Source organism: Desulfoconvexum algidum, from assembly GCF_055382125.1.
Genome location: NZ_AP042394.1, coordinates 3,568,507 through 3,591,551 on the forward strand (window position 1 = coordinate 3,568,507; position 23,045 = coordinate 3,591,551).

The window sequence follows — 23,045 nt, forward strand, 5'->3', positions numbered from 1 at the left end:
CTGCCGGTTTTGTTCCTAAAAATTTTTCGATCAACACCGTTACTGAATGGAATTGAATACCAGGGAAATAGGCCGGTCCTCTTCAGTGTCACCGGCAAAACGGATAGGACCCGGCTGACGATAATGGTCCTCTCCAGAATCTGCTGCCATCCATTTATCCCGTAAGGCTTTAAAGACCCTGAATCCATTTGAGTTCAAGTCCACCAGACTTTTTTCGATTACCAGCTCCAGCTTACCCTTTCTCTCTTCCAAATGCATGAGTTTGGCAATGGGAATACCAATGGGTTCCCATTGATCAAAGTCCATTTCAAGATTCCGGATGGCGGCCATCTGACCGGTGGCATTTCCGGCAATAAGATGAAATGCAGTCAACCCGAGGTTATAGGTATAATTGCAGTCAAAATGACTCGGAGCTGTTCCCCTGCCGTCATATCCATAAAAATGGGTCTGGGTTTTAAAATTAGGCTCGGAGTTCTTAAAAACCTGGACAATGGGCTCAGGGATACTCTCTTCAACCGCCATGAGCTCATTGCTGACAAGTGCCTGCTTCAAGGTTTTTTGGGAAATAATCGTCTCTTTAACCAAAAGATAGTCGGCCTTGGGGTTTCCAAAAAGAGTCGTTTCATACAACTTCGGGTCCAGACCGTGGGCAAGCATAATGGCCTTGTACGCTGTATCTTTTATCCCGATTTTATAGACCCCTTGTTCTTTTAAAACCCCCAGATACTCCTTGACCATGTCCATGACCATCTTTTCTGTCTTCACCTGGGAAAACTGAAAATTTCCGTGAAGATCCCGTTCCACCATCAGTCCTTCCCTGAAAAAAGGGGGCAATTGGTTGAACAATTCATCATCCCGAAGATTCCAGATGGGAAAGGGACTCTTGTCGATCATTCCCTGGCTGATCCACCTTAAATACTCCAATTTATCGGCCAGTCCCGGGAAAGCCCTGTGAAAATCAATATCATGAATGGTGTTGTACTCGGCAATTATTTTATTGAGTTTTATGATAAACACCTGGATTTCATTGATAAACTCCAGTATCCCTTCCGGGATGATCATAATACCGTAATTTTTACCGACAGCTGCCCGCTTCACAATAGTATCGCAGATAAATCGCGACAGATGCCGCAGGGTAATGCCAAAGGCATTATAATCTATGGTGTTATTTGCCTTTGCCTTTGCAAGACGTTCTTGATCAACATAATCGGCCAGCTCCTCTCCGATCAGGGAAAGGGTGGCATGGGTCTGGAGGGCAGTTTCCAATGTTAGATGACTTGCCACCCTGCCCATGACTTTGCAGATGTGCCAGTATTTAACAGTGGACTCACAATCAGTGGCCAGATTACTGATGTTCTGGGCGAAGGCCCTGGCAGCGCTGTGAAAACCAAAGGAAATGGCACAAAGGACATCTCCGTCATCGGTTGATACCTGGATATCCCCATCAATGGTTTTGGGAACCCCAATGACCTTGATACCAAATTTTTTGTAATGCTGGGCAAGAAAAGCGGCATTGGTGTTGGAATCATCTCCGCCGATGACCACCAATGCATCCAGCCCAAGATCCATGCAGGTTTTTAAGGAATCATCCATTTTCTTGTCTGAATCAATTTTTGTTCTGCCTGTTTTTATCATGGAAAAACCGCCCATGTTGCGGTGGGCATCCACAAGTTCCCGGGTTATCTCCATATAACTGGATTCAATCAGCCCCTCTGTTCCCATCAAAAATCCAAATACCTTTGATTCCGGATTATAGCGTTTGACTTCATCAAAAAGGCCTGCAATCACATTATGCCCACCCGGAGCCGGTCCCCCGGAAAACACCACTCCGATATTTCGTTTCTTTGAAAACGCCTGTTTCTTTACCTCAGAAATCTCATCCCCTAGGGTCACTTTTTGAACCGGGTTGCAAATGATGTCCGGAAGAACCTTTTGGGCTTCCTTGTCATTGGTGAACCGATATTGGGGCTGGTCCTCCAGCAATGAATACCTTTTGGTAAAAATCCGGATCTTTTTCGGTGAAAATGATCTCCTGGCGAGTGCTTCACTATTAAGGTCTGCTGTAGCCGTTTTTGCAATTGGATGATTCAGTAAATAATCGAGTTCTATCTCAGATCCCATTCCCGCTCCTGTAACAATTTTAATTAGGATTTCCTTGTTTTTTCCACCAGTCTAATGAACAAATACCTGGTTCCTTCCCTTTGCTTTTGCCTTGTACACTGCCACATCTGCCCGCTCAAAAACCTGCAGATGGCTTGTGTCCTTTTCTTGTACCTGGGTAACGCCTATACTCACCGTAACCCTTACGGTTTCTCGTTTGTACAAAAATTCAATTTTTTCTATGGTCTGCCGGATCTTTTCCGCGGCTTCTTTTGCACCAACAGCATCTGTTTCAGGCATAATGACCACAAATTCTTCCCCCCCATACCGGGCCAGCATATCATTTTTACGCAGCAAGGGCAGAGACCTTTTGATAATTTCCTGGAGACACTTGTCTCCGATGGCATGCCCATATCGGTCATTAATATTCTTGAATTTATCCGCATCAATCAACAACAGGGAAAATTGGGTGCCATACCGCAAAAACCGCTCCATCTCATCTTCCATTTTTTTATCATAGGCCCGCCGGTTAAAGGAGCCGGTCAATTGATCCTGGTTTAATTTTTCTTCAAGCTGTTCAGAATGTTGGGTGGCTTCATTTAATTTCTGCTTTAATATAGCAAACCCGGTCTTAAAAATATTCCGGTTCTTCTCGAAAGCGGCTTGAATGGCCTTTTCCTTTAATTGTTTTTTGGTCAATGCCTGCTCAATGGAGGCCAGTCTTTGGGTGATCTGAAGTTTCAAATCATCCAGACTGGTTGCCATTTCAGAAGTGGTTTGCAGGCCTGTCAATTCGGTGCTTAAAAGCGTCTCAAACCCTGAATTGGATAAAAACAGAGAATTGGTTTGGTCATGGGAAAAGGCAAATTTTGCTTCAATATCCAGGATCTTACCCACAATATCCTGGACAAAAGAATTCATTTTTTCCCGGTCCTGGTTGGCTTCGGCAATGTAGACAAAAACCAGGCCAAAAATACTTTCCCGGATATCTGCGATATCTTGGATATCTTGTGCGCTTAATATCCTGGTCGTTATATTGTCCATGCGGGTGATATATTTTTTATCAAGGGTGGACCTCAGGGTATTTAAAATATCCTGATAGCTTTGCCTAAAATCATCAATAAAATTATGGGTTGAAGATTTTATGAGAGAGGCAAATATCCCTCGTTTCTTTTTTGGCGCAAGCGGTCCTATCCCTTCTTTGATCATGGCTGTTTTTAATTGCTCAAAAATATATTCAATTTTTACAAAGGATGCCCCTTTTTTCAAAGCCCCACTCAAGTCTTTACAAACCCCTTCAAAATGGGTATCCCCTGCCGCCACTGTATCTATGATGACGGGAAAATATTTACGATAGAGCCTGTCCTGGTTTTCAAATTTTTCTTCAACAGCATCCAGTTCTTTTACAAGACTGTCTTTTTGAGACAACAATTTTTTAACCTGTTCCTTCAACACCACTATTTTTTCATCCAAGGGCTTCACCATGGGTCACCTTCCCTTATTATCTGAAAATATCTTTTGTTTATTTTTATCGGTTGGTGCACAGAAAGTAAAGTATCATTCTCATTTATCCTCATCTTGTTAAATTCAGTTGTTATTTTCCTTGCCTTGTCTTGATTCTGGTTTCTAAAAATTGTAAAAGAGTATACTCGCTTAAACAATAAGTAACTAACCTATGATCCAGGGAGACAATCATTGGCTTTTAATATCTTCAAGAAAAAAAGTATGCCACCAAAAAATGAACCGGAAAAGACTATTGAAACAAAGAAACCAGCCGACAGCCTGTTTTCCCGGTTAAAAACCGGGTTAAGCAAAACCCGAGCCGTATTGAATACCGATATCAATGAACTATTTGTGGCGGCCAAAGAAATCGATGAAAACCTGTTTGAGGAACTTGAAGAATTGCTGGTCACGTCTGACCTTGGCATGGACATCACCATGGAAATGATGGACCGAATCCGCAAAAAATCCAAACGGCTGAAAACGGCTGATGAGCTTAAACATGTTTTAAAAGAAGAACTTATGGCATTGTTTCCTGATACCCCGGCACTGCCCAGTAAACCTGTCCCTGCCCCCCCCCAGGTCATCATGATAGTCGGGGTCAATGGAACCGGGAAAACCACCACACTGGGCAAACTTGCCATGCGCTATACCCGCCAGGGAAAAAAGGTGCTCATTGCAGCCGCAGATACCTTCAGGGCTGCGGCCATTGAGCAGGTGGAGGTCTGGGCAGACAGATCCGGGGCAGCGGTTGTCAGGCACAAGGAAGGGGCAGATCCTGCGGCGGTTGCCTACGATGCCGTGGAAGCTGCCATTGCCAGGGGAGTTGACATCGTTCTCGTTGATACGGCCGGCCGGCTCCATACCCAGAAAAATCTAATGGAAGAATTAAAAAAAATAAAACGGTCCATCAATAAAAAGTTGATCACAGCCCCCCATGAGGTATTAATGGTCCTGGATGCCACCACAGGTCAAAATGCAATCTCCCAGGCAAAAATCTTCCATGAAGCCGTTGGCATTACCCAGATTGCATTGACAAAACTGGACGGAACCGCAAAGGGTGGAATCGTTGCTGCCATTGCCAGTACCATGGGCCTTCCCATCTCCTATATCGGTGTTGGGGAAGGCATTGATGACCTCCAGGCGTTTGATCCCCAAAACTTTATCAATGCACTGTTTGACTAAATATTTAACCCAAAGACCCTCTTTTTATCTATTCATTTGCATATTTTTTTAGATGGAATATAAGGACCCCTTTTTATGTTTGGAATTGAAAACTATACCGGCTTTATCATTGCCGCCATCATACTCAACCTGACCCCGGGGGTTGATACCATGTATATTCTGACCCGAAGTGTCGCACAGGGCAGGCGTGCCGGTCTTGTTTCCGTGGTCGGCATCATGACCGGTTGTGTGGTCCATGTGTTGTGTGCCGCATTTGGTCTCTCCCTGATTTTGTCAACATCGGCCGCGGCCTTTACCCTTGTAAAATGGGCAGGCGCTTTTTATCTTATCTTTCTGGGAGTAAGAACCCTGATGGAAAAACAAACTGCCTTTGAAACCGCTGACACTAAATTTGTGCCAAAAGATCTGATTAAAATTTTTCGGCAGGGGGTCATCACCAATGTATTGAACCCAAAGGTGGCCCTTTTTTTTCTCTCTTTTTTACCCCAGTTTATCAATGCCCAGGCGGTTCAAGGCCCACTGCCCTTCCTTGTTCTTGGGTCCACCTTTCTTGTTACCGGCAGTATCTGGTGCATTGTTTTGACAGGAATCGCTGCCCGGCTGACCCATACCCTTAGAAACAATCGCCGGGTGGGTCTCATCCTACAAAAATTATCCGGTACGATTTTCATCGGATTTGGATTAAAGCTGGCCTTTGATTCACAATAATCGATAACACCTGTTAGCGTTTCATCTTTTCTCTTTGCCCGAAGCCACGATTTAGCATAGGATAGAACAACTCATTGGGTCACAATCAACCGATATTTTAATACCCTTTACCAGATTAAGGCTGTCATGAAATTTTTTACAATCCGTACCAAACTAATTCTTGTCCTCAGTCTTATCCTGTTATCGGGTTTTTTGCTGACCAATGTGATTTCATACCAATCTTCGAAAAAATCAGTCAAAACAAGTATTATTGACAACAGTCTTCCCCTGGCCCGGGACAATATCTATTCTGAAATTCAAAGGGATTTAACCCGGCCCATCTTCGTCTCTTCCCTCATGGCCAATGATACCTTTTTAAAGGACTGGGTTCTCGGGGGAGAAAAGAATCCGCTCCTTATCCAGAAATATCTATTGGAAATAAAAAATAGATATCATTTTTTCAGTTCCTTTTTTGTCTCAGACAAAAGTCAAACCTATTACCACTTCAAGGGGGCTTTAAAAAAAATCAGCCCCGAAAACAGCCATGATGCCTGGTATTACAATTTTAAAAATTTACAGGTTGATTACGATCTCAACGTGGATACCAATGAGGCAGCGCTCAATCATTTGACCATTTTTATCAATCATCGGCTGGTTGACTATGACAACCAGCTTTTAGGCGTTGTGGGTGTGGGGCTTGATTTTGACCGGGTGGCAACCCTGATGGATTATTATAAAAAAAAATACAACCGAGACGTCTATATGGTCAGCCCCGACGGAATGATACAGGTCCACACCGATAAATCAAAAATAGCCACCCAGTCTATTTATGATGTCACTGGACTCGCCGCCATTGCCAAAAAGATCCTTGATTCCAAAGATACCCCCTCCTTTTTTGAATATGATTCTGAAACGACCCACATTCTTCTCACCAGCCGGTTTATCCATGAACTGGGCTGGTATCTTTTAGTGGAACAGGATGAAACACTTGCCCTTCAATCCATTAAAAACACCTTTATCCAAAATTTTCTCATCAGCCTTATCATCACCTTTGCCACCATCGTCTTTGCCATCATCGTCATCAACTATTTCCAACGCCAATTGGAAACCATGGCCAATACTGACAAACTGACCCAGGCCTACAATCGAAATGAATTTGAACGGCGTTTCAAATACATGACCAACCTTAACCGGCGGGAACCCGTGGAGATGTGTATCATCCTCTTTGATATGGATCATTTAAAACAGGTCAATGATACCCATGGTCACCTGTTTGGTGATACCGTAATCAAGGCGGTGGCCCAAATAGCCGCCCGGACCATCCGCGAAAAAGACCTGCTGGTTCGCTGGGGAGGGGATGAATTTGTTCTCTTGATTTTCAGCAATATGGAGCAGACAAGACAAATCGCACAAAGACTGCGCCTGGCAATTCAGGCCCATGATTTTTATGCTTCCCCCGCTCCTGTCATGGTAAAGACACCGTCCATTACCATCAGTTCCGGCATTGCCGGGTACAGGCAAAAAGAAACCTTGAAAGACTGGATTTTTCGAGCTGACACAGCACTTTACAAAGCCAAGGCAAGGGGTAAAAATTGTATTGAAGAGGAGACCAATCCATGACGGTTTTGCAAATATCTGTCAACACCCCAAAGTCTATGAAGCCATGGGTTACCCGAACCACCCCTTTGAAAATTATACCCAAGATCCCTTCAGTATTTTCATGAAAAAAAATTGCTTAAGTCATCCAAGGGTAGTATATAAGAAACAGACCATTGAAACACCCCATTAAAAATTTGGGGGATGACCCAGTGGTGGTCTTGAGCAAACGCCTGGTAAATGATTCATGAAGAAGGGATGAACTTTTACCGGAAAGGAGGGTACATGAGGCTTTCACGCGATGAAATCAAAATGAAACTCAAAGAATGGAACCTGGCCTGGAATAAACACGACCTTGAAAAGGTGATGGAGCTCTTCCATGAAGATGTTTTTTTTGAAAACTGGACAGGGGCCTATGTGAAAGGAAAGAAAAACCTTAGAAAGGTCTGGGCTTCCTGGTTTGAGAACCATGGAAATTTCAGATTTTTAGAAGCAGAAACCTTTGTGGATGAGAAAGTACAAAAAGTATTGTATCGCTGGGTGCTTGAATGGCCTTCGATGGAGCCTGATTTTGAAGACAAGCCGGAAATAAGAAAAGGGGTTGACGTGATCCATTTCAAGGACGGTAAAATTATTAACAAACTCACCTATACCAAAACAACCCTTGAAATTGACAATACGCGATATAGTCTTCACCTGTAACAATGAGATGGCTCCGATGCAACGGTACAAAAAAAATTAGTTCCCTTACCTGGGAACCTCTATGGAACTGTCTCCGGTGAATCCGTTGCCAGCGGTGCTGGCATAACGATGAATATTTTATTCCATAAAAAAATGGGAACTGCGCCCTTTGCAAGGGTAATTCCCATTTTTTTTATTATAAAACCGCCTTATTCCTTTTCTTTTGCCTTATCAAAGGCTTTTTTAAATCCCCCAAGAGAGCCGGTAATGGTTTTTTCCGGCACTGCATAGGAAAGCCTGAAAAACCCCGGACCACTGAACCCTGTCCCCGGGACCGCCAGAATATTCTGCTCTTTTAAAAGGCCCACAAACTCAAGATCATTTTTAATGGGACTTTTGGGGAAGAGATAAAACGCACCTTCCGGCACATCAAATTCATACCCTGCCGCATGAAGCCCTTCACAAAACATATCCCGGCGTTTTTTATAAATATCAATATCCACAGTAACGCCCTGGAGCTTTCCCACAACCTGCTGGAAAAGCGCCGGTGCATTCACATACATCATGGTGTTTGTCACCCCGGCTGCCCCGGCAATCATGGCAGCATCCTCGGCCTTTGGATGGATGGCAAGGTATCCGATTCTCTCCCCTGCCAACGACAATTCCTTGGAATAGGAGGTGAGCATAATGGTATGGGGATACACATCAAACACCGAGGGCACCTCAACCCCGTAAACAATCTTCCGATAGGGTTCGTCAGAGATAAGATAAATGCGTTTACCAAACTTCTGGCTGGCCTCTTCAAGCAAGGTCCCAAGGCCCATCAACTCTTCTTTTGTATATACAACACCGGTGGGATTATTGGGGGAATTAATCAGCATAACCCGGGTATTTTGGGTTATGGCTGCCTTAATAGCCTCTAAATCCAGGTGAAAATCAGAAAGGGTGGAAGCGGTTTTCAAATTGGCCCCCGCCACAAAGGCATATTGGTTATAGCCGACAAAATAGGGAGCCGGTACCAAAATATCTTCCCCGGGATTCACCAAGGCCCTGAGGGTATCATTCAAAGCCCCGGCAGCCCCCACAGTCATCACCACCAGATCTTGGGTAAGCCCCACATTGAATTCTTGGTTCAAATAATCAGCCACAGCCTGACGCACATGCGGATACCCCGGATTGGACATATATCCGTGGGTGGTGTTCTCATTGTTGATCAGTTCCAGCAGGATCTCTTTCACAGCCGGCGGCGGTGGAACATCCGGATTTCCAAGGGAAAAATCAAAAACATTATCAGGGCCGAACCTTTCCCTGAGCCGGGCCCCTTCTTCGAACATCTTTCGGATCATGGATGCGGATTCAACCATTTTTACCATTTTATCTGCTATGGGCATATTTTTTTCCTCCTGAAACGGGGTTTAAAATAGAGTTTACCATACCTTAAATTTTCCACGATGAAAACAGTCCTTTCAAAAACCGGAAATTATTGCCAGGATATTGCCCAGAAGATTGCATTGGTCGACAATCACCTACTCGTCACCCTGAGACACCAAGTAAGAGCCAAGCCTGAGTCCTATCACCATTTGGCCACCGGATTGATGGGGATGGAAATGATGACTTGGATGAAAATTTGAGGTATACAATGGAACACTATTCAAATAATTAAAAAGGATTGGTCTATGTTTAATTTTTTAGATAAACTCCCGTATTCAATTTTGATCTTTGCAACAGTTTTTATGCTAGTAACACCCATTAGCCCGATGCCACATGTCGTTGAAAAAATCCTAATGATTAAAAATTGGACCCTTCATAAACCATTGGACATATTTGATTTATTTTTTCATTTGACTCCGCTGATTTTATTAATAATAAAGACAGTTCGAGGTCATCGGTGATTTTGAATGGGTTCGAAAATATATATATTTGAAGGGATGTTATTGAAAATAGAGGGGCATCGATATTAAATTTTTTGCAGCTGGCTAAAGCAAGTGCACTACCTCACCCAATGAACAAAGCCCGGTTATATTTTGGCCGGATTGTTTATTGGGGGGAATACTTTTGCTATTTTTGCGGATAGGGTTTGAAATGTTCAATGGGTTTAAAAAAATTCAATTTTGTGGGGGATAGTATGAGAGCAATAATTTTGGCTATAAAAAAAGGGCCTCAGAAAAACTCCCAAGACCCTTGAATTTATTAATGGAGGCGGCTTCCAGATTTGAACTGGAGAATGTCGGCTTTGCAGGCCGATGCCTTACCACTTGGCCAAGCCGCCAATGTATGGAGCGGGAAACGGGAGTTGAACCCGCGACTTCGACCTTGGCAAGGTCGCACTCTACCACTGAGTTATTCCCGCTCAGCAAACAGAAAGAATTTATATACGGATGCCGTTATTTTGTCAATGAAAAATTGCTTAAAATAAAAACTTTCTTGCCTTAATAAAATAATCAAAACCAGACCAGATCGTAAAGAACACGGCACCCCAGAGAAAGAATACCCCGATACCATTAAAATTGATCCCCAGATACGAATAATGCAGCATCAAGGGGATAATGGCGGCTATCTGGAACCCGACCTTATACTTTCCCAGCCAGGAGGCTGCCACGTCCTGACCATTCTCAATGAGCACACACCGCAAGCCGGTGACAGCCAATTCCCTGCCAATGATCACACAGGCAATCCACCCTTGCATAAACCCCAGGGATGCCAGCATCACCAAAGAAGAAGAGACCAATAGTTTGTCGGCAAGGGGATCTAGTATTTTACCCAATTTTGTTTCAAGACCCCGGGTTCTTGCCAGATATCCGTCAAAATAGTCTGTGATGGAGGCCAGGGAAAAAAGAGCGGCTGCGATAAACGTGGTGCTCCTGGCGTCTGACATCAGGAGCACCACAATGATAGGAACCGCTACAATTCTGGAAACCGTCATAAAATTGGGGGTCAGCACCACCGCTTTTATTTTTTCTAGCCCCATCTATACCTTACCCCTTTTTTTTATTCCAATCCGACATGAATGCTTCAATCCCCTTATCAGTCATATGGTGGGCGGCAAGCTTTTTTAAGACCCCATGGGGGATGGTGGCGACATCCGCACCGATCAGAGCAGCCTTTAAGACATGCAGGGGATTTCTCACACTGGCCACAATAATCTGGGTATCAAAATCATAATTGTCAAAAATCTGAACAATCTCTTCAATCAGATCCATGCCTTCCTGGGCCAGGTCGTCAATGCGTCCCACAAATGGGGATACATATGTGGCACCCGCCTTTGCAGCCATCAGGGCCTGCAATGCAGAGAAAACCAGGGTAACATTGGTCTTTATCCCTTCGGAAGACAGTGTTTTAACCGCCTTGAGTCCTTCAATGGTCATGGGAATCTTAACCGTAATATTATCGGCAATTTGAGCAAGCTCCCTTGCTTCTGTGACCATGCCGTCATACTCAAGGCTGATGACTTCGGCACTGACAGGGCCGTCAACAACTTTGCATATATTGGCGATGATCTCCTTGAATTCCCCCTCTTCCCTGGCAATCAGGGACGGGTTGGTCGTAACCCCATCCACCATGCCCATGTTGCTGGCATCTTTGATCTGATCAATATTGGCTGTATCGATAAAAAACTTCACCTAACACCTCCTAGTCCAGAAGAATGACCTCCTGGCTCGTTTGTTTTTCTATTCTTTTTAACAGTTGCCTCGGCGTTTTCTTTAACACCGGATGGATTGCTTCACCACCTATATCACACATGGGTCTAAGGACAAAACATCTTTCCTGCATCCTGGGATGGGGGATTTCAAGCGTATCTGTTTTGAAAACCATGTCTTGAAAAAAAATAATATCCAGATCAATGATTCTGGGTCCAAATCTAAAAGCTTTTCCCTCTCTATCCAGAGAAGTTTCAACCTGTTTTAAAATGTTCAGCAATTGTCCGGGGTCAGCAGAAGTTTCAACTTTTAAGGCGGCATTAACAAACCAATCCTGATCTTCAAAATTCTGGGGTTGTGTCCTGTAAAAAGAAGAGACGCCTGTCACACGGATCTGTTTGTGATGGTCCAGGCAGTCAATGGCCTGGTTTAGATTCTCCCGCTTATCCCCTTTATTTGAGCCGATACTCAGATAGGCAGTAAACAATTGTTCCATCATTTTGTAAAATCAACATAACTGGTTTTGGAGTAACCACTTTTCATCTCATCTCGTCCAATGGCCTGCACCCTGAAGTAATAGTGAAATCCCGGCACCAAGGTTCCGTGATAGACCATGTCCGGCATGGAAACCACCCCCATTGATTTAAAAACAAAGGGACAGCCTTCACAGGCAGCCGCATCCTTGGTGGCCATATAAACCTCAAATGCCTCGGGGGCTATTTTAGCCGTTTTCGGGTCAATGGTATGGGTCCATGTCAAGGTTAGCCGGTTTTCTTCCAAAGATACCGTTAGATTATCAGGTGCAGCCAGAACATTTCCCTCAATGACAGGGGGTATGGGCGGTCCTTTCTTGCCACAGGAAGGCGCCAGAAACAAGACCGTTAGAAACAAGATCATCAGAGAAAGTCCCCCTCCCACGTGTAAAAAATTGGATAAAAAATGGGGGAAACCATGTTTTTTTTTCAGCTTCATGACGGGTCAAGCTCCTTTTGAGCTCGCTGCACCGCCTGGGCCACATTGTCAAAGCTTGTGCCTCCGTATGATATGCGACGAGTGATCATTTGATCAAGGGAAATAAAATGATAGATATCTTTTTCAATCAACTCACTAAAGGATTGTAATTCTTCCAGGCTTAACTCATCCAGTTCCTTGTCCTGGCTCAAGCCATAGGCCACGGCTTTTCCGGCCACTGAGTGGGCCTGTCGAAAGGCCATTCCTCTGTTGACCAGATAATCTGCAAAATCAGTGGCATTTAAAAATCCCTTTTTGCAGGCCGTTTTCATCCTGGCTTCATGGACCTCAATATTGGGCAGCATCCGGGTGTAAACCGCCGTACAAATTTTCAAGGTATCAACAGTATCAAACAGCGGTTCCTTGTCTTCTTGCATGTCCTTATTATAGGCCATGGGAAGAGATTTCATGGTGGTAAGAATGGCCACAAGGTTCCCCACAACCCTTCCTGTTTTACCCCTTACAAGTTCTGCCACATCCGGGTTTTTTTTCTGGGGCATGATACTGGAACCTGTGGTAAAGGCATCGGAAATCGTGATAAAGGAGAATTCAGAAGATGACCAGAGAATCAATTCCTCGGAAAGCCTTGACAGATGAATCATGCAGATGCTGGCATGGGCGATAAATTCCATGACAAAATCCCGGTCTGATACAGAATCCATGCTGTTCTCAGAGACTTTGCCAAACCCGAGCACCTGTCTTGTGTACTCCCGATTCAAAGGATAGGTGGTACCGGCAAGGGCGGCAGCACCAAGGGGCATGACATCCACCCGCTTAAGCGAATCATCAAACCGCTGTACATCTCGCTTTATCATCTCATAATAGGCCATCAAATGATGGGCAAACAGCACGGGCTGGGCCCGCTGCATATGAGTGTAGCCCGGCATGATAACCCTCAGGTGTTTTTTTGCCATGGTCACCAATGCCCTTTGAAAATCTGTCAGCATCTGGATAACCTGGTGGGTTTCTTCCTTCAGGTAGATCCGGACATCAAGGGCGACCTGATCATTTCGGCTTCGCCCTGTATGAAGTTTTTTAGCCACATCCCCGCTTTCTTTGCCCAGAGCATCTTCCACATGCATGTGGATATCTTCCAAGCTGTCAGTGAAAGCAATTTCATTGTTATCCATCTTGGATTTAACCTGGCCAAGCCCTTTTATAAGGGTCTGGGCCTCATCCTTTGATATAATGGATTCATTTGCCATCATCTTCAAATGGGCAATACTGCCTTGGATATCACTGTCATAAAGCCGTTTATCCACATCAATGGATGCATTAAATTTTTCAACCAGTTCGTCCGTGGCCTGGGAAAACCGACCCCCCCAAAGTTTTTCATTCATATCATGCCTGTCTTTCTTTCTATTTTAATGAAAATTATAAAAAAGGATACATCTACCCCAGGATTAAGCTTTCCAAGATGGCTTTGTGCATATGCCGTTTGTTCTCTGCCTGATCCCAGAAAGCAGCACCTTTGGCCTCAAGCACCTGTTCTGAAATTTCTTCTCCCCTGTGTGCTGGCAGGCAATGAAGAACCAGGACATCGGACTTGGCACCTGCCAACAGGTTTTCATTCACCTGAAAGCCTTTAAAGGCTGCAAGCCTACCTTCCAGCTGTTCTTCCTCGCCCATGCTGGCCCACACATCGGTGTAAACCACATCGGCATTTTTAACCGCTTCCCTTGGATCATTTGTAAATACAATATTGTCCATGGTATCGGCACCGGCACTTGCAATAATATCCTGACGGACAGCATGGTTGTCCGGACAGGCAAGCTTCAGGTCAAGACCCAACACGCTTGCGGCATTCACCCAGGAATTTGCCACATTATTGCCATCCCCCACCCAGGCAATTTTTACCCGTTCATATCCACCCTTGTGCTCGATAATGGTCATGAGATCGCTTAAAATCTGGCAGGGATGAAAGGAATCGGTCAGGGCATTGATCACGGGAATGCTCGAGCTTTGGGCAAACTCTTCAACCAGTTCATGGTCAAAGGTTCTCATGGCCAGACAGTCAATGTACCGGGAAAGGACCCGGGCTGTATCCTTTGCCGGCTCATTCCTTGAGATCTGGGTATCTTGGGTGCTCATATAAATGGGATGCCCCCCCAGCTGGATCATGGCGGTTTCAAAGGAAATCCGGGTTCGGGTGGATTTTTTATCAAAAATTAATCCTAAAGTTTTGCCGGTCAACAGGGAATCAAAAATGCCCTGTTCATACCGTTCCTTAAGTTTTATGGCCCGCTTGAAAAGATGTTCAAAATCCTCTTGTTCAAGGTCCAGCAACGATAATATATCTTTTTTCAATAGTGATCTCCTAAATTTTCTTAAATGGCCGAAAACAGACTGTCTAAAACAGCCACAAGCCTGTCAATTTCAGTTTTATCAATAATTAAAGGGGGTGCAAATCTTAAAATCTTACCCTGAATCCCGTTAATAATAAAGCCTCGTTCAAAACTATTTGCCACAAAGAACCCGGCATCCTTATCTTCATCACCCCCAGTACCCGTGTCAATTTCCATTCCCACCAGCAGTCCCTTGCCCCTGACATCCAGAATCCGGGAGTGTTTTTCCTTAAGTTCAAGCAGTTTTCCACGAAAATACGCCCCCTTTTCATTCACCCCGGAAAGGAACGCTTCGTCGGATATGATATTCACCACTTCCAGGGCTGCGGCAGTAGCAATCGGGCTTCCCCCAAAGGTGGTGCCATGGCTGCCCAAATCAAACCCCTTTGCCACCTCTTGTGTGGCCAGCATGGCCCCAATGGGAAGTCCATTGGCAAGGGCCTTTGCAAGGGTCATTATATCCGGGGTAATATTGTAGCCTTCATGGGCAAACAGGGTGCCGCACCGCCCCATACCGGTCTGGATTTCATCAAATATGAGCAAAGTGCCGGTTTCGTTGCAAAGAGTCCTGACCTTAACCAGGTAGTCAGGATCAGCAGGGATAACCCCGCCCTCCCCCTGGATGGGTTCGAGCATCACGGCAGCCACGGTGTCATCCATGGCGGCTTTCAGGGCATCAATATCATTAAAGGGTACATGGATAAATCCTTCCAGCAAGGGATAAAACCCCTCTTTGATTTTGTCCTGACCCGTTGCCGACAATGTGGCCATGGTCCTTCCATGAAAGGATTGTTCCATGGTAATAATCTTGTACCGGTTCTTATTCCCCTTTGACTGAAAATACCGCCGGGCAAGTTTTATGGCGGCCTCATTGGCTTCTGCCCCTGAATTGGAAAAAAAGACCCGATCCGCAAAAGATTTTTCCACAAGCGCTGCAGCAAGGCTGGCCTGGGGAACAGTATAAAAAAGATTGGAAACATGAACCAGGGTTCTGGCCTGACGTTCAATGGCCCGGGTGATTATAGGATGACAATGCCCCAGATTACACACGGCAATGCCCGCCAGAAAATCAGTATAGGTCTTTCCATCTTCGTCGATGAGGGTGGTCCCTTCCCCACGGACAAAGGCCTTTCCCTGACGAAGATAGGTTTGGAACACAAATTGACTGGTATTTTCGATGGGATTCATAGGATCATCTTCATTCTTTATATTCATTAATCCGCCTTTTTATTAAACCAAATTTTCCTTAAACAAATTTATCCTTAATCGGTGAACACCTGGGTTCCGATGCCTGAATCTGTGAACAACTCCAGGAGCACGGCATGGGGTGTTTTACCATTGATGATATGTGATTTTTTCACCCCATTTTTCAGGGCCTCAAGAGCGCATTCCACCTTGGGGATCATGCCCCCTTTGATACGGCCATCGACAATCTGTTCGCCGATTTCCCTGTCCGTAATAGAAGAAATCAACCGGTGATCCCCATCCAGGACCCCGTCCACATCGGTGACCAGGATAAGCCGTTCGGCCCCCAGGGCCGAGGCAATTTTTGACGCCACCACATCGGCATTGATATTATAGGTTTCCCCATTTTTACCTAGGCCCACCGGCGCAATAATGGGAATAAACCCTTGGGCTGTCAGGGTATGAATGATATGGGGATCCACTTTTGTCACACTGCCAACCATGCCCGGATCGATGATTTCCGGTGGTTTGTTTTCATCTTCTTGAAGGTAAATTTTCATTTTTTCTGCCGTGATAAGCCCCCCGTCCTTTCCGGTAAGCCCCACAGCTCTCCCACCTTCCCGGTTGATCCTGGCCACGATATCCTTGTTCACCTTTCCGCCCAGCACCATTTCTACCACATCCATGGTGGCATCATCGGTGTAGCGCATCCCCCGGATAAAGGTTGAAGTAATGCCCATGGCCAAAAGCACTTTGTTTATCTGAGGACCCCCGCCATGGACCACAACCGGATTTATACCGACATATTTCAACAGGGTAATATCATTTGCAAAATCTCGTTTCAAGCCTTCGTCCACCATGGCATGCCCCCCGTATTTTATCACAACGGTCTTGGTGGAAAACTTTTGAATATAGGGAAGGGCCTCTATTAAGATGTCTGCAACATTCTGGGTCATAGAATATACCTGCTTAAATCCTGATCTTCAACAATATCCATCAGCTGTTTGGTGACAAATTCAGCATCAATGGTAATATTTTTTTCATCCATGTCCGGTGCTTCAAACAATATTTCTTCCAGCAATTTTTCCATGAGGGTGTGGAGTCTTCTGGCCCCGATATTCTCCGTGGTGGAATTGACTTCCACGGCAATATCCGCAATTTTCTCCACGGCATCCTGAGTAAAGGAAATCACCACCCCCTCAGTCCTTAGCAGGGCAATGTACTGGAGCATCAAGGCATTTTTGGGTTCCGTCAAAATCCGGGTGAATTCTTCGGCACCCAAAGAATGCAGTTCCACCCGGATGGGAAACCGACCCTGGAGTTCGGGGATCAGGTCCGAGGGCTTTGACACATGGAAGGCCCCGGAAGCGATAAACAGGATATGATCAGTTTTGACCGTGCCGTATTTGGTGGGGACAGAACTGCCCTCTACAATGGGTAAAAGGTCTCTTTGCACCCCCTCCTTGGACACCTCAGGACCGTGATTTTGTCCCTTGCCCGCAATCTTATCAATTTCATCGATAAAAATAATGCCGGACTGCTCCACAAGAAGAACTGCATCTGTTTTTACCTTTTCCATATCCACAAGATGGGCGGCCTCTTCCTGGGTAAGAATCCCCATGGCCTCCCGCACGCTGACCCTGCGACGCTTGGTATTTTTTGGCATGAGATTGCCCAGCATATCCTTGACATTGATGCCCATCTCCTCAATACCGCTGTTGGAAAAAATTTCCACCATGGGCGAGGATTGGGCCGTAACATCCAGATCAATCTTCCTTTTGTCTAATTTTCCCTTGTGAAGCATGGCTCGAAGCTTTTCCCGGGTGGATGCCGCTGGAACAAAATCAGCGTCTCCCGCTGCCAAGCTTGGGCTGCCGTCAATCGGACAACCATCGGTCGGACCACCATCGGTCAGACCACCATCAGCCGCAAAAGCAGACGGTGGTGCAGAGGGCGGCAGCAAAATATCCAAAACCCGTTCTTCAGCCATCCTTGCTGCTTTTTCCTGGACCGCATCCTGCTGCTTTACCCGAAGATTATTCACCGTCAATTCCACAATGTCCCGTATCATGGATTCAACGTCCCGTCCCACATACCCAACCTCGGTAAATTTTGAGGCCTCTACCTTATAAAAGGGTGAATCAGTTAAATTGGCCAACCGCCGGGCAATTTCTGTTTTACCCACCCCGGTGGGCCCGATGAGAATAATATTTTTCGGGGCGATCTCTTCTTGTAAATCTCTATCCAGCTGGCGTCTTCTCCACCTGTTTCGAAGGGCAATGGCCACCGATTTTTTGGCATCTTTCTGACCGATGATATATTTATCCAGCTCCGTGACAATCTCTTTGGGTTTTAAATCTTTCATATGGGGGTCTCGTTTTTAATTTCTTCAATAGTAACATGATGATTGGTGTATATACACAGGTCCCCTGCTATTTTCATTGCCTTTTCAACAATTTCTCGGGGAGAATAATTGGTATTTTCCATCAAGGCAATGGCAGCTGACTGGGCAGATGTACTGCCGGACCCAATACTGATGACACCGTCATCGGGTTCAATCACATCCCCGTTCCCGGACAATAAATAGGTATTTTCCTTGTCAGCTGCAATCATCATGGCCTCAAGCCGGCGCAAATATTTATCGGTTCGCCAGTCCCTTGCCAATTCCACACAGGCACGGGTCAGACTCCCGTTATACCTCTCCAGTTTTTCTTCCAGTTTTTCTGAAAGGGTCAAGGCATCGGCGGTGGCACCGGCAAAACCTGTGATAATCTGATCGTGATATATTCGCCGGACCTTTTTGGCCTTGTGCTTTGTCACAATATTGCCCAGGGTCACCTGGCCATCTCCGGCCAAAACAACGGTATCCTTAACGCGTAACGCCAGGATGGTGGTACCATGAAATATTTCTATACTCATACTATTTTAACTCCTTGGATGTGCCTTGTCATATACCTGCATCAATCGGTCCATACTCACATGGGTATACACCTGGGTGGTTGACAGGCTGGCATGGCCCAATATTTCCTGGATTCCCCGCAAATCAGCCCCGGAATCCAGCATATGGGTTGCAAAAGAATGGCGCAGGGTGTGGGGGGAAACAGGAACATTCAACCCGCATTCATTTACAATTTTAGCCAGTATACGCCCTATGGACCGAATGCTCAGCCTTAAATACTGCTTGTTCAAAAATACCGGCGCAACGGGTTGATCGATCAGCGCCCGATACGCACAAATGGCATCAAGGGCCCTTTTCCCCACAGGGACCACCCGCTCCTTGCTGCCCTTCCCAAAAACTCTAATCATTTGGCTTTTAAAGTCAACATCATTCATTTCCAAACCATGTATTTCCGAAATTCTCATGCCGGTGGAATAAAAGGTTTCAAACATGGCCAGATTTCGCTTATCCTGCCAGGTATCCGTTTTAATAGAATCCAATAACCGAAACAGGTCATCAATGTTCAAGAACCTGGGAATGGTTTTTTCAAGCTTGGGAAAGGGGATGGTCTCGGCCGGATTCAGCCCTATATGGCCTGCCCTAACAAGAAAATCAAAAAAAGATTTCAAAGAAGATAATCGTCTGGATAGGGTGCGTTTACTTTTTTTAGCCCGTACCTGGCAGGACAAATATTTCCGGATCCAGCTTTTGTCCAATTCCAGGATCCTGGAAAAAAACAGGTGCTGATTTTCCAGGGTATCCAGACCGTCAGGATCTTTCGGGTCCGCCTGGTAATCCAGAAAGAAACCGATAAAACCAAGAATATCAGACCGATACGCCCTCAGGGTATGGGGCGAATATCCTTTTTCCGCATCAAGAATCTCAATAAAAGAATCGAGTATCCCATCAGATTTCTTGTGTGGAGTCATGGAAAAAGCCCTATCAACTGCATCACCTGCTGCATGTCTTCCCACACCTTTCGTTTTAAACCAGGCTGGGCTAAAAGGGCCGACGGATGAAAAGTGGGCATCACGGAAATCCCATTATAGGTATGAAGCTTTCCCTGGAATTGTTCCATGGGGGAGGTGATATTTAACAATAGGTGGCCGGCCTGTGGCCCCAGGGTAATCAAAATTTTGGGGGCAGTTTGTTCGATCTTTGTATGGATGGAAACCGCATCCGATGCGTTGCAAATAAACACCGATTCAGGTGTCAAATGCATGGCATTTAAAATTTTGCCAAGCAGCTCCCCTCTTTTTCCGTTAAAAAAAGAGCCCTCACTGTCAACAAAAAACAGGTCTGGATTTTTCGGGCCCTGAAACAAAAACGGGGCGGCCTTTTTCCCTGGCCTGCCCCACCTGTCCATGGTATCTTGACTCACTTGGGAAAGGGTAAAACTCGCATTGCCCAATGCGGCTTGATGGGCGATATACTGGGAAAAATCCTGGAGGGTTCTGATAAACTCCGAAGCGACAGACTGAATGGTATTGATTTTCCCCATGGACCTATCCTGTTTGTTCAATAATGGTATCCAACAGAATGTGGGCAACCTTTTCCTTGTCCATCAGGGGGATATCCTTTGAACTTCCGTCTTTTAAGAAGAGCGTAACCTTGTTGGTATCGGTTTTAAATCCTGAATCAGCTGTTCCCACAAGGTTGGCAGCGATCATATCCAGGTTCTTTTTTTCCATTTTGAGCAAGGCATGTTGTTCAAGATCATTGGTTTCTGCGGCAAATCCGACCAAGAACTGGTCCTTGGTTTTGAGCTTACCAACCTGTTTGAGAATATCCATATTCTCTGTCATGGAGATGCTCAACTCCTTTGAGTTTTGACGCTTTTTAATTTTGAGAACACCGGGGGCCACAGGTTTATAATCTGCCACAGCCGCCACCTTGATGATGATGTCGGCAAGATCAAGGTGTGAAAAGACAGCCCGGGCCATTTCATCACAACTTTGAACAGGGATAAATTCCACCTCCACCGGTGGATCAAGGCTGACAGGCCCTGAGACCAGGGTGACAATAGCCCCCCTTTTTTCAGCAGCCCTGGCAATGGCATACCCCATTTTACCAGAAGAATGATTGCTGACATACCGGACAGGATCGATGGCTTCTAGGGTGGGACCGGCGGTTATAAGAACCTTTTTCCCCAAAAGATCTTTTGGGGTCAACACTGCGCAAAGCCTGTCAAGAATAAACCAGGGTTCGGGCAACCGACCCGTTCCAACAGTTTTACACGCCAATACCCCGGCATCGGGATCAATGATATGGATGCCATCCTGTTCCAAAATGTCCAGGTTACGTTGAACCCGGATATTCTGGTACATGTCCGTATTCATGGAAGGACAAATCATGACGGGACTTGTGACCGCCAGCAGGGTCGTTAAAAGCGCATCATCGGCAATGCCCGAGGCCAGTTTTCCAATAAAATTGGCAGTGGCCGGAGCCACCAGGGCCGCATCAACACTTGTGGCGATATCAATGTGGGTCACAGAAGACTGGGGTCCCTTCCACAAATCTGTGAGCACCGGATTTTCACTCAAAACCTCAAAAGTGGTTTTCCCGACAAATTCCAGAGCTGCACGGGTCATTGCCACATGGACATTGGCCCCGGCTTTTTTGAGCAGGCGTAACAATTCCACAGATTTGTAAGCGGCAATACCGCCGGTAACCCCGAGAAGAATATGGGCGTTCTTTAGAACCATTATTCGGATAAATCCGTCTGGGTCATTCCTGTGCCTGTATTTCCCATTGTGGGAGCGACCCCAATTTCAACATAGGTATAGACCTGGGAATCCCTGATGGTGATAACGGCACACCGGGATGTTTTTTCAAACACCATAATAATGATTCCCGGTGATTTTATTTTGCTGACCACACTCCAATTGTCTTTAATCATGTTGTTGCTGAAAAAATTGAACAGGGAGGAGGAATCTACCCTTCCTTTTAAGGCAAGAATCCCGGATCTGAAGCCAGGAGTGGAAACCACAATGGTTCTATCTTTATTTACCTTAAGTTCCAATGGCACCAAGACATCTTCAAAATCATAGTAAACAGCCGTTGTTTCCTTTGGTTTTTCCGATGTTTGTGTAGAAGTTGAAGCTGTTTCTGGTGTTGCAGAATCTGTATTTCCAAAACAGCCATAAACACTCATGGCCAGTAAAAATCCCAGTCCAAGTAAAATCAAGCGTATTGGGTGTTGATTGAATTTCATTTTTCCTCCGATACTTTGGTTTTTTTTGTACATTTCATATGGGTTTCTTCTAAAACTATTTATCTAAAAAGTCAAATAACATCACCCAATTCCATTGTCCGTTTTTTTTTGCAAAACCCATACAAAATCTGTCAACGAGACAGGGAAGGAAGAATGAAAAATTTCGGATCATTATTCGATTATTTAAAAAAATTTACTAATTAAATCATTTTAAACGCTTATAATTTACCCATGTGCTTGACTTGGAAAGTAAAATTATATTAACATGCATTATAATATAAATCCTGTTCAATTTTTTTAAAATTTATTCCCTGTTCATCTCTATATTATAAATATCGCAAAAATTATATTTACCCGGATATTTACCCGGATATTTAACAGAATATTAACCCCATAATAATCCATCACAAGGAGGTGTCATGAGTGATTTTTTAAGAAACCTGAGAAGCTCCCATAAAAAGGAGGCCCCTCTGCCAAGGAAAAATCCTGATGGCAATTTTTATTCAAAGACTGAACGAAGGACACTCAATGACAGAAGGAATGTCACTGATTTCGACACGGTTGATACCCTTGCTCAACACTTAGGGGATGCACTGCCTGAAATCCTCGAAAATATGACCACCCTGGCAGAACAAGTAGAAAGAATAGCCGCCACCAACGAATTGACAGCCCAATCAAAAATCCGTCAACACAATGCCGTTGCCGATTTTTTCAATAACCTGAACAAAATGCTAACAGAAAACACTGAAAACAACACGTCCAAAGACCATCCTCAGAAAGTCACCACCAGTTATGCATCCGGAACCCACTACACCAAAGACGACATCCTGTCCATAATCCAGAACATGCGTGACCAGGGAGCCACCTTCTCCATCATTGCCGATTACCTGAAAGAAAAAGGCATGCCAACCTTTTCCGGCAAAGGAGAATGGCATGCCCAGACAATCCACAGGCTATGTAAATAA

Annotated in this window: 22 protein-coding genes and 2 tRNA genes; 5 read left to right on the top strand and 19 right to left on the bottom strand. The window is 45.1% G+C overall.

The annotated features are described in order from the left end of the window. Positions 1–39: 39 nt before the first annotated feature. Complete coding sequence (locus ACZ45G_RS16360) at positions 40–2,121, bottom strand: 6-phosphofructokinase (RefSeq protein ID WP_464171555.1); 2,082 nt, start codon at positions 2,119–2,121, stop codon at positions 40–42. Between the two features lie 51 nt (positions 2,122–2,172). Continuing rightward, positions 2,173–3,585, bottom strand: coding sequence for a GGDEF domain-containing protein (locus tag ACZ45G_RS16365; RefSeq protein WP_464171556.1), 1,413 nt, complete (start codon positions 3,583–3,585; stop codon positions 2,173–2,175). A 240-nt stretch (positions 3,586–3,825) separates the two neighbouring features. Between ACZ45G_RS16365 and ftsY the strand changes: the two genes are divergently transcribed. From ftsY to ACZ45G_RS16385, 4 genes are all read left to right on the top strand, one after another. Continuing rightward, positions 3,826–4,785 (top strand): signal recognition particle-docking protein FtsY, encoded by a 960-nt coding sequence (ftsY, locus tag ACZ45G_RS16370; RefSeq protein ID WP_464171557.1) that lies wholly within the window; start codon positions 3,826–3,828, stop codon positions 4,783–4,785. Positions 4,786–4,860: 75 nt separating this feature from the next. Then, complete coding sequence (locus ACZ45G_RS16375; RefSeq protein WP_464171558.1) at positions 4,861–5,493, top strand: LysE family translocator; 633 nt, start codon at positions 4,861–4,863, stop codon at positions 5,491–5,493. Between the two features lie 126 nt (positions 5,494–5,619). Beyond that, complete coding sequence (locus ACZ45G_RS16380; RefSeq protein ID WP_464171559.1) at positions 5,620–7,092, top strand: sensor domain-containing diguanylate cyclase; 1,473 nt, start codon at positions 5,620–5,622, stop codon at positions 7,090–7,092. Between the two features lie 261 nt (positions 7,093–7,353). Next, positions 7,354–7,770 (top strand): nuclear transport factor 2 family protein, encoded by a 417-nt coding sequence (locus ACZ45G_RS16385; protein WP_464171560.1) that lies wholly within the window; start codon positions 7,354–7,356, stop codon positions 7,768–7,770. A 188-nt stretch (positions 7,771–7,958) separates the two neighbouring features. On the opposite strand, the gene ACZ45G_RS16390 is transcribed toward ACZ45G_RS16385, so the two are convergent. The 17 genes from ACZ45G_RS16390 to ACZ45G_RS16470 all read right to left on the bottom strand — a co-directional run bounded on the left by ACZ45G_RS16390 (position 7,959) and on the right by ACZ45G_RS16470 (position 22,080). Continuing rightward, positions 7,959–9,140: a pyridoxal phosphate-dependent aminotransferase gene (locus tag ACZ45G_RS16390; protein WP_464171561.1), complete on the bottom strand. Its 1,182-nt coding sequence runs from the start codon at positions 9,138–9,140 to the stop codon at positions 7,959–7,961. Between the two features lie 803 nt (positions 9,141–9,943). Next, positions 9,944–10,018 (bottom strand) — tRNA-Cys (locus ACZ45G_RS16395). A 6-nt stretch (positions 10,019–10,024) separates the two neighbouring features. Continuing rightward, positions 10,025–10,099: transfer RNA gene (locus ACZ45G_RS16400), tRNA-Gly, on the bottom strand. A 57-nt stretch (positions 10,100–10,156) separates the two neighbouring features. Next, positions 10,157–10,717, bottom strand: coding sequence for a CDP-diacylglycerol--glycerol-3-phosphate 3-phosphatidyltransferase (gene pgsA, locus ACZ45G_RS16405; RefSeq protein ID WP_464171562.1), 561 nt, complete (start codon positions 10,715–10,717; stop codon positions 10,157–10,159). A 7-nt stretch (positions 10,718–10,724) separates the two neighbouring features. Next, positions 10,725–11,369 carry a fructose-6-phosphate aldolase gene (fsa, locus tag ACZ45G_RS16410; protein WP_464171563.1) on the bottom strand — a complete coding sequence of 215 codons (645 nt, stop codon included), beginning with the start codon at positions 11,367–11,369 and terminating at the stop codon, positions 10,725–10,727. A 10-nt stretch (positions 11,370–11,379) separates the two neighbouring features. Then, positions 11,380–11,886 carry a 2-amino-4-hydroxy-6-hydroxymethyldihydropteridine diphosphokinase gene (folK, locus tag ACZ45G_RS16415; RefSeq protein WP_464171564.1) on the bottom strand — a complete coding sequence of 169 codons (507 nt, stop codon included), beginning with the start codon at positions 11,884–11,886 and terminating at the stop codon, positions 11,380–11,382. Then, complete coding sequence (locus ACZ45G_RS16420) at positions 11,883–12,359, bottom strand: fibronectin type III domain-containing protein (protein WP_464171565.1); 477 nt, start codon at positions 12,357–12,359, stop codon at positions 11,883–11,885. The genes folK and ACZ45G_RS16420 overlap by 4 nt, the downstream gene beginning before the upstream one ends. Then, positions 12,356–13,738, bottom strand: coding sequence for an argininosuccinate lyase (argH, locus tag ACZ45G_RS16425; protein WP_464171566.1), 1,383 nt, complete (start codon positions 13,736–13,738; stop codon positions 12,356–12,358). Before argH ends, ACZ45G_RS16420 begins: the two co-directional genes overlap by 4 nt. Positions 13,739–13,790: 52 nt before the next feature. Continuing rightward, positions 13,791–14,705 carry an ornithine carbamoyltransferase gene (gene argF, locus ACZ45G_RS16430; protein ID WP_464171567.1) on the bottom strand — a complete coding sequence of 305 codons (915 nt, stop codon included), beginning with the start codon at positions 14,703–14,705 and terminating at the stop codon, positions 13,791–13,793. A gap of 20 nt (positions 14,706–14,725) precedes the next feature. After that, positions 14,726–15,958 carry an acetylornithine/succinylornithine family transaminase gene (locus tag ACZ45G_RS16435; protein WP_464171568.1) on the bottom strand — a complete coding sequence of 411 codons (1,233 nt, stop codon included), beginning with the start codon at positions 15,956–15,958 and terminating at the stop codon, positions 14,726–14,728. Positions 15,959–16,005: 47 nt separating this feature from the next. Continuing rightward, positions 16,006–16,884 carry an acetylglutamate kinase gene (gene argB / locus ACZ45G_RS16440; protein WP_464171569.1) on the bottom strand — a complete coding sequence of 293 codons (879 nt, stop codon included), beginning with the start codon at positions 16,882–16,884 and terminating at the stop codon, positions 16,006–16,008. Then, complete coding sequence (hslU, locus tag ACZ45G_RS16445) at positions 16,881–18,293, bottom strand: ATP-dependent protease ATPase subunit HslU (RefSeq protein ID WP_464171570.1); 1,413 nt, start codon at positions 18,291–18,293, stop codon at positions 16,881–16,883. Before hslU ends, argB begins: the two co-directional genes overlap by 4 nt. Beyond that, the gene (gene hslV / locus ACZ45G_RS16450; RefSeq protein WP_464171571.1) at positions 18,290–18,847 is read right to left on the bottom strand and encodes an ATP-dependent protease subunit HslV; all 558 of its coding nucleotides are present in this window, start codon (positions 18,845–18,847) and stop codon (positions 18,290–18,292) included. Before hslV ends, hslU begins: the two co-directional genes overlap by 4 nt. A gap of 6 nt (positions 18,848–18,853) precedes the next feature. Next, positions 18,854–19,795 (bottom strand): site-specific tyrosine recombinase/integron integrase, encoded by a 942-nt coding sequence (gene xerA / locus ACZ45G_RS16455; protein WP_464171572.1) that lies wholly within the window; start codon positions 19,793–19,795, stop codon positions 18,854–18,856. Next, positions 19,792–20,367 carry a uracil-DNA glycosylase gene (locus tag ACZ45G_RS16460; protein WP_464171573.1) on the bottom strand — a complete coding sequence of 192 codons (576 nt, stop codon included), beginning with the start codon at positions 20,365–20,367 and terminating at the stop codon, positions 19,792–19,794. Before ACZ45G_RS16460 ends, xerA begins: the two co-directional genes overlap by 4 nt. 4 nt (positions 20,368–20,371) lie before the next feature. Beyond that, on the bottom strand, positions 20,372–21,571 hold the full coding sequence (coaBC, locus tag ACZ45G_RS16465; protein WP_464171574.1) for a bifunctional phosphopantothenoylcysteine decarboxylase/phosphopantothenate--cysteine ligase CoaBC: 1,200 nt from the start codon (positions 21,569–21,571) through the stop codon (positions 20,372–20,374). After that, positions 21,571–22,080: a hypothetical protein gene (locus tag ACZ45G_RS16470; RefSeq protein ID WP_464171575.1), complete on the bottom strand. Its 510-nt coding sequence runs from the start codon at positions 22,078–22,080 to the stop codon at positions 21,571–21,573. The genes coaBC and ACZ45G_RS16470 overlap by 1 nt, the downstream gene beginning before the upstream one ends. Before the next feature lie 419 nt (positions 22,081–22,499). Between ACZ45G_RS16470 and ACZ45G_RS16475 the strand changes: the two genes are divergently transcribed. Beyond that, on the top strand, positions 22,500–23,045 hold the full coding sequence (locus ACZ45G_RS16475) for a hypothetical protein (RefSeq protein WP_464171576.1): 546 nt from the start codon (positions 22,500–22,502) through the stop codon (positions 23,043–23,045).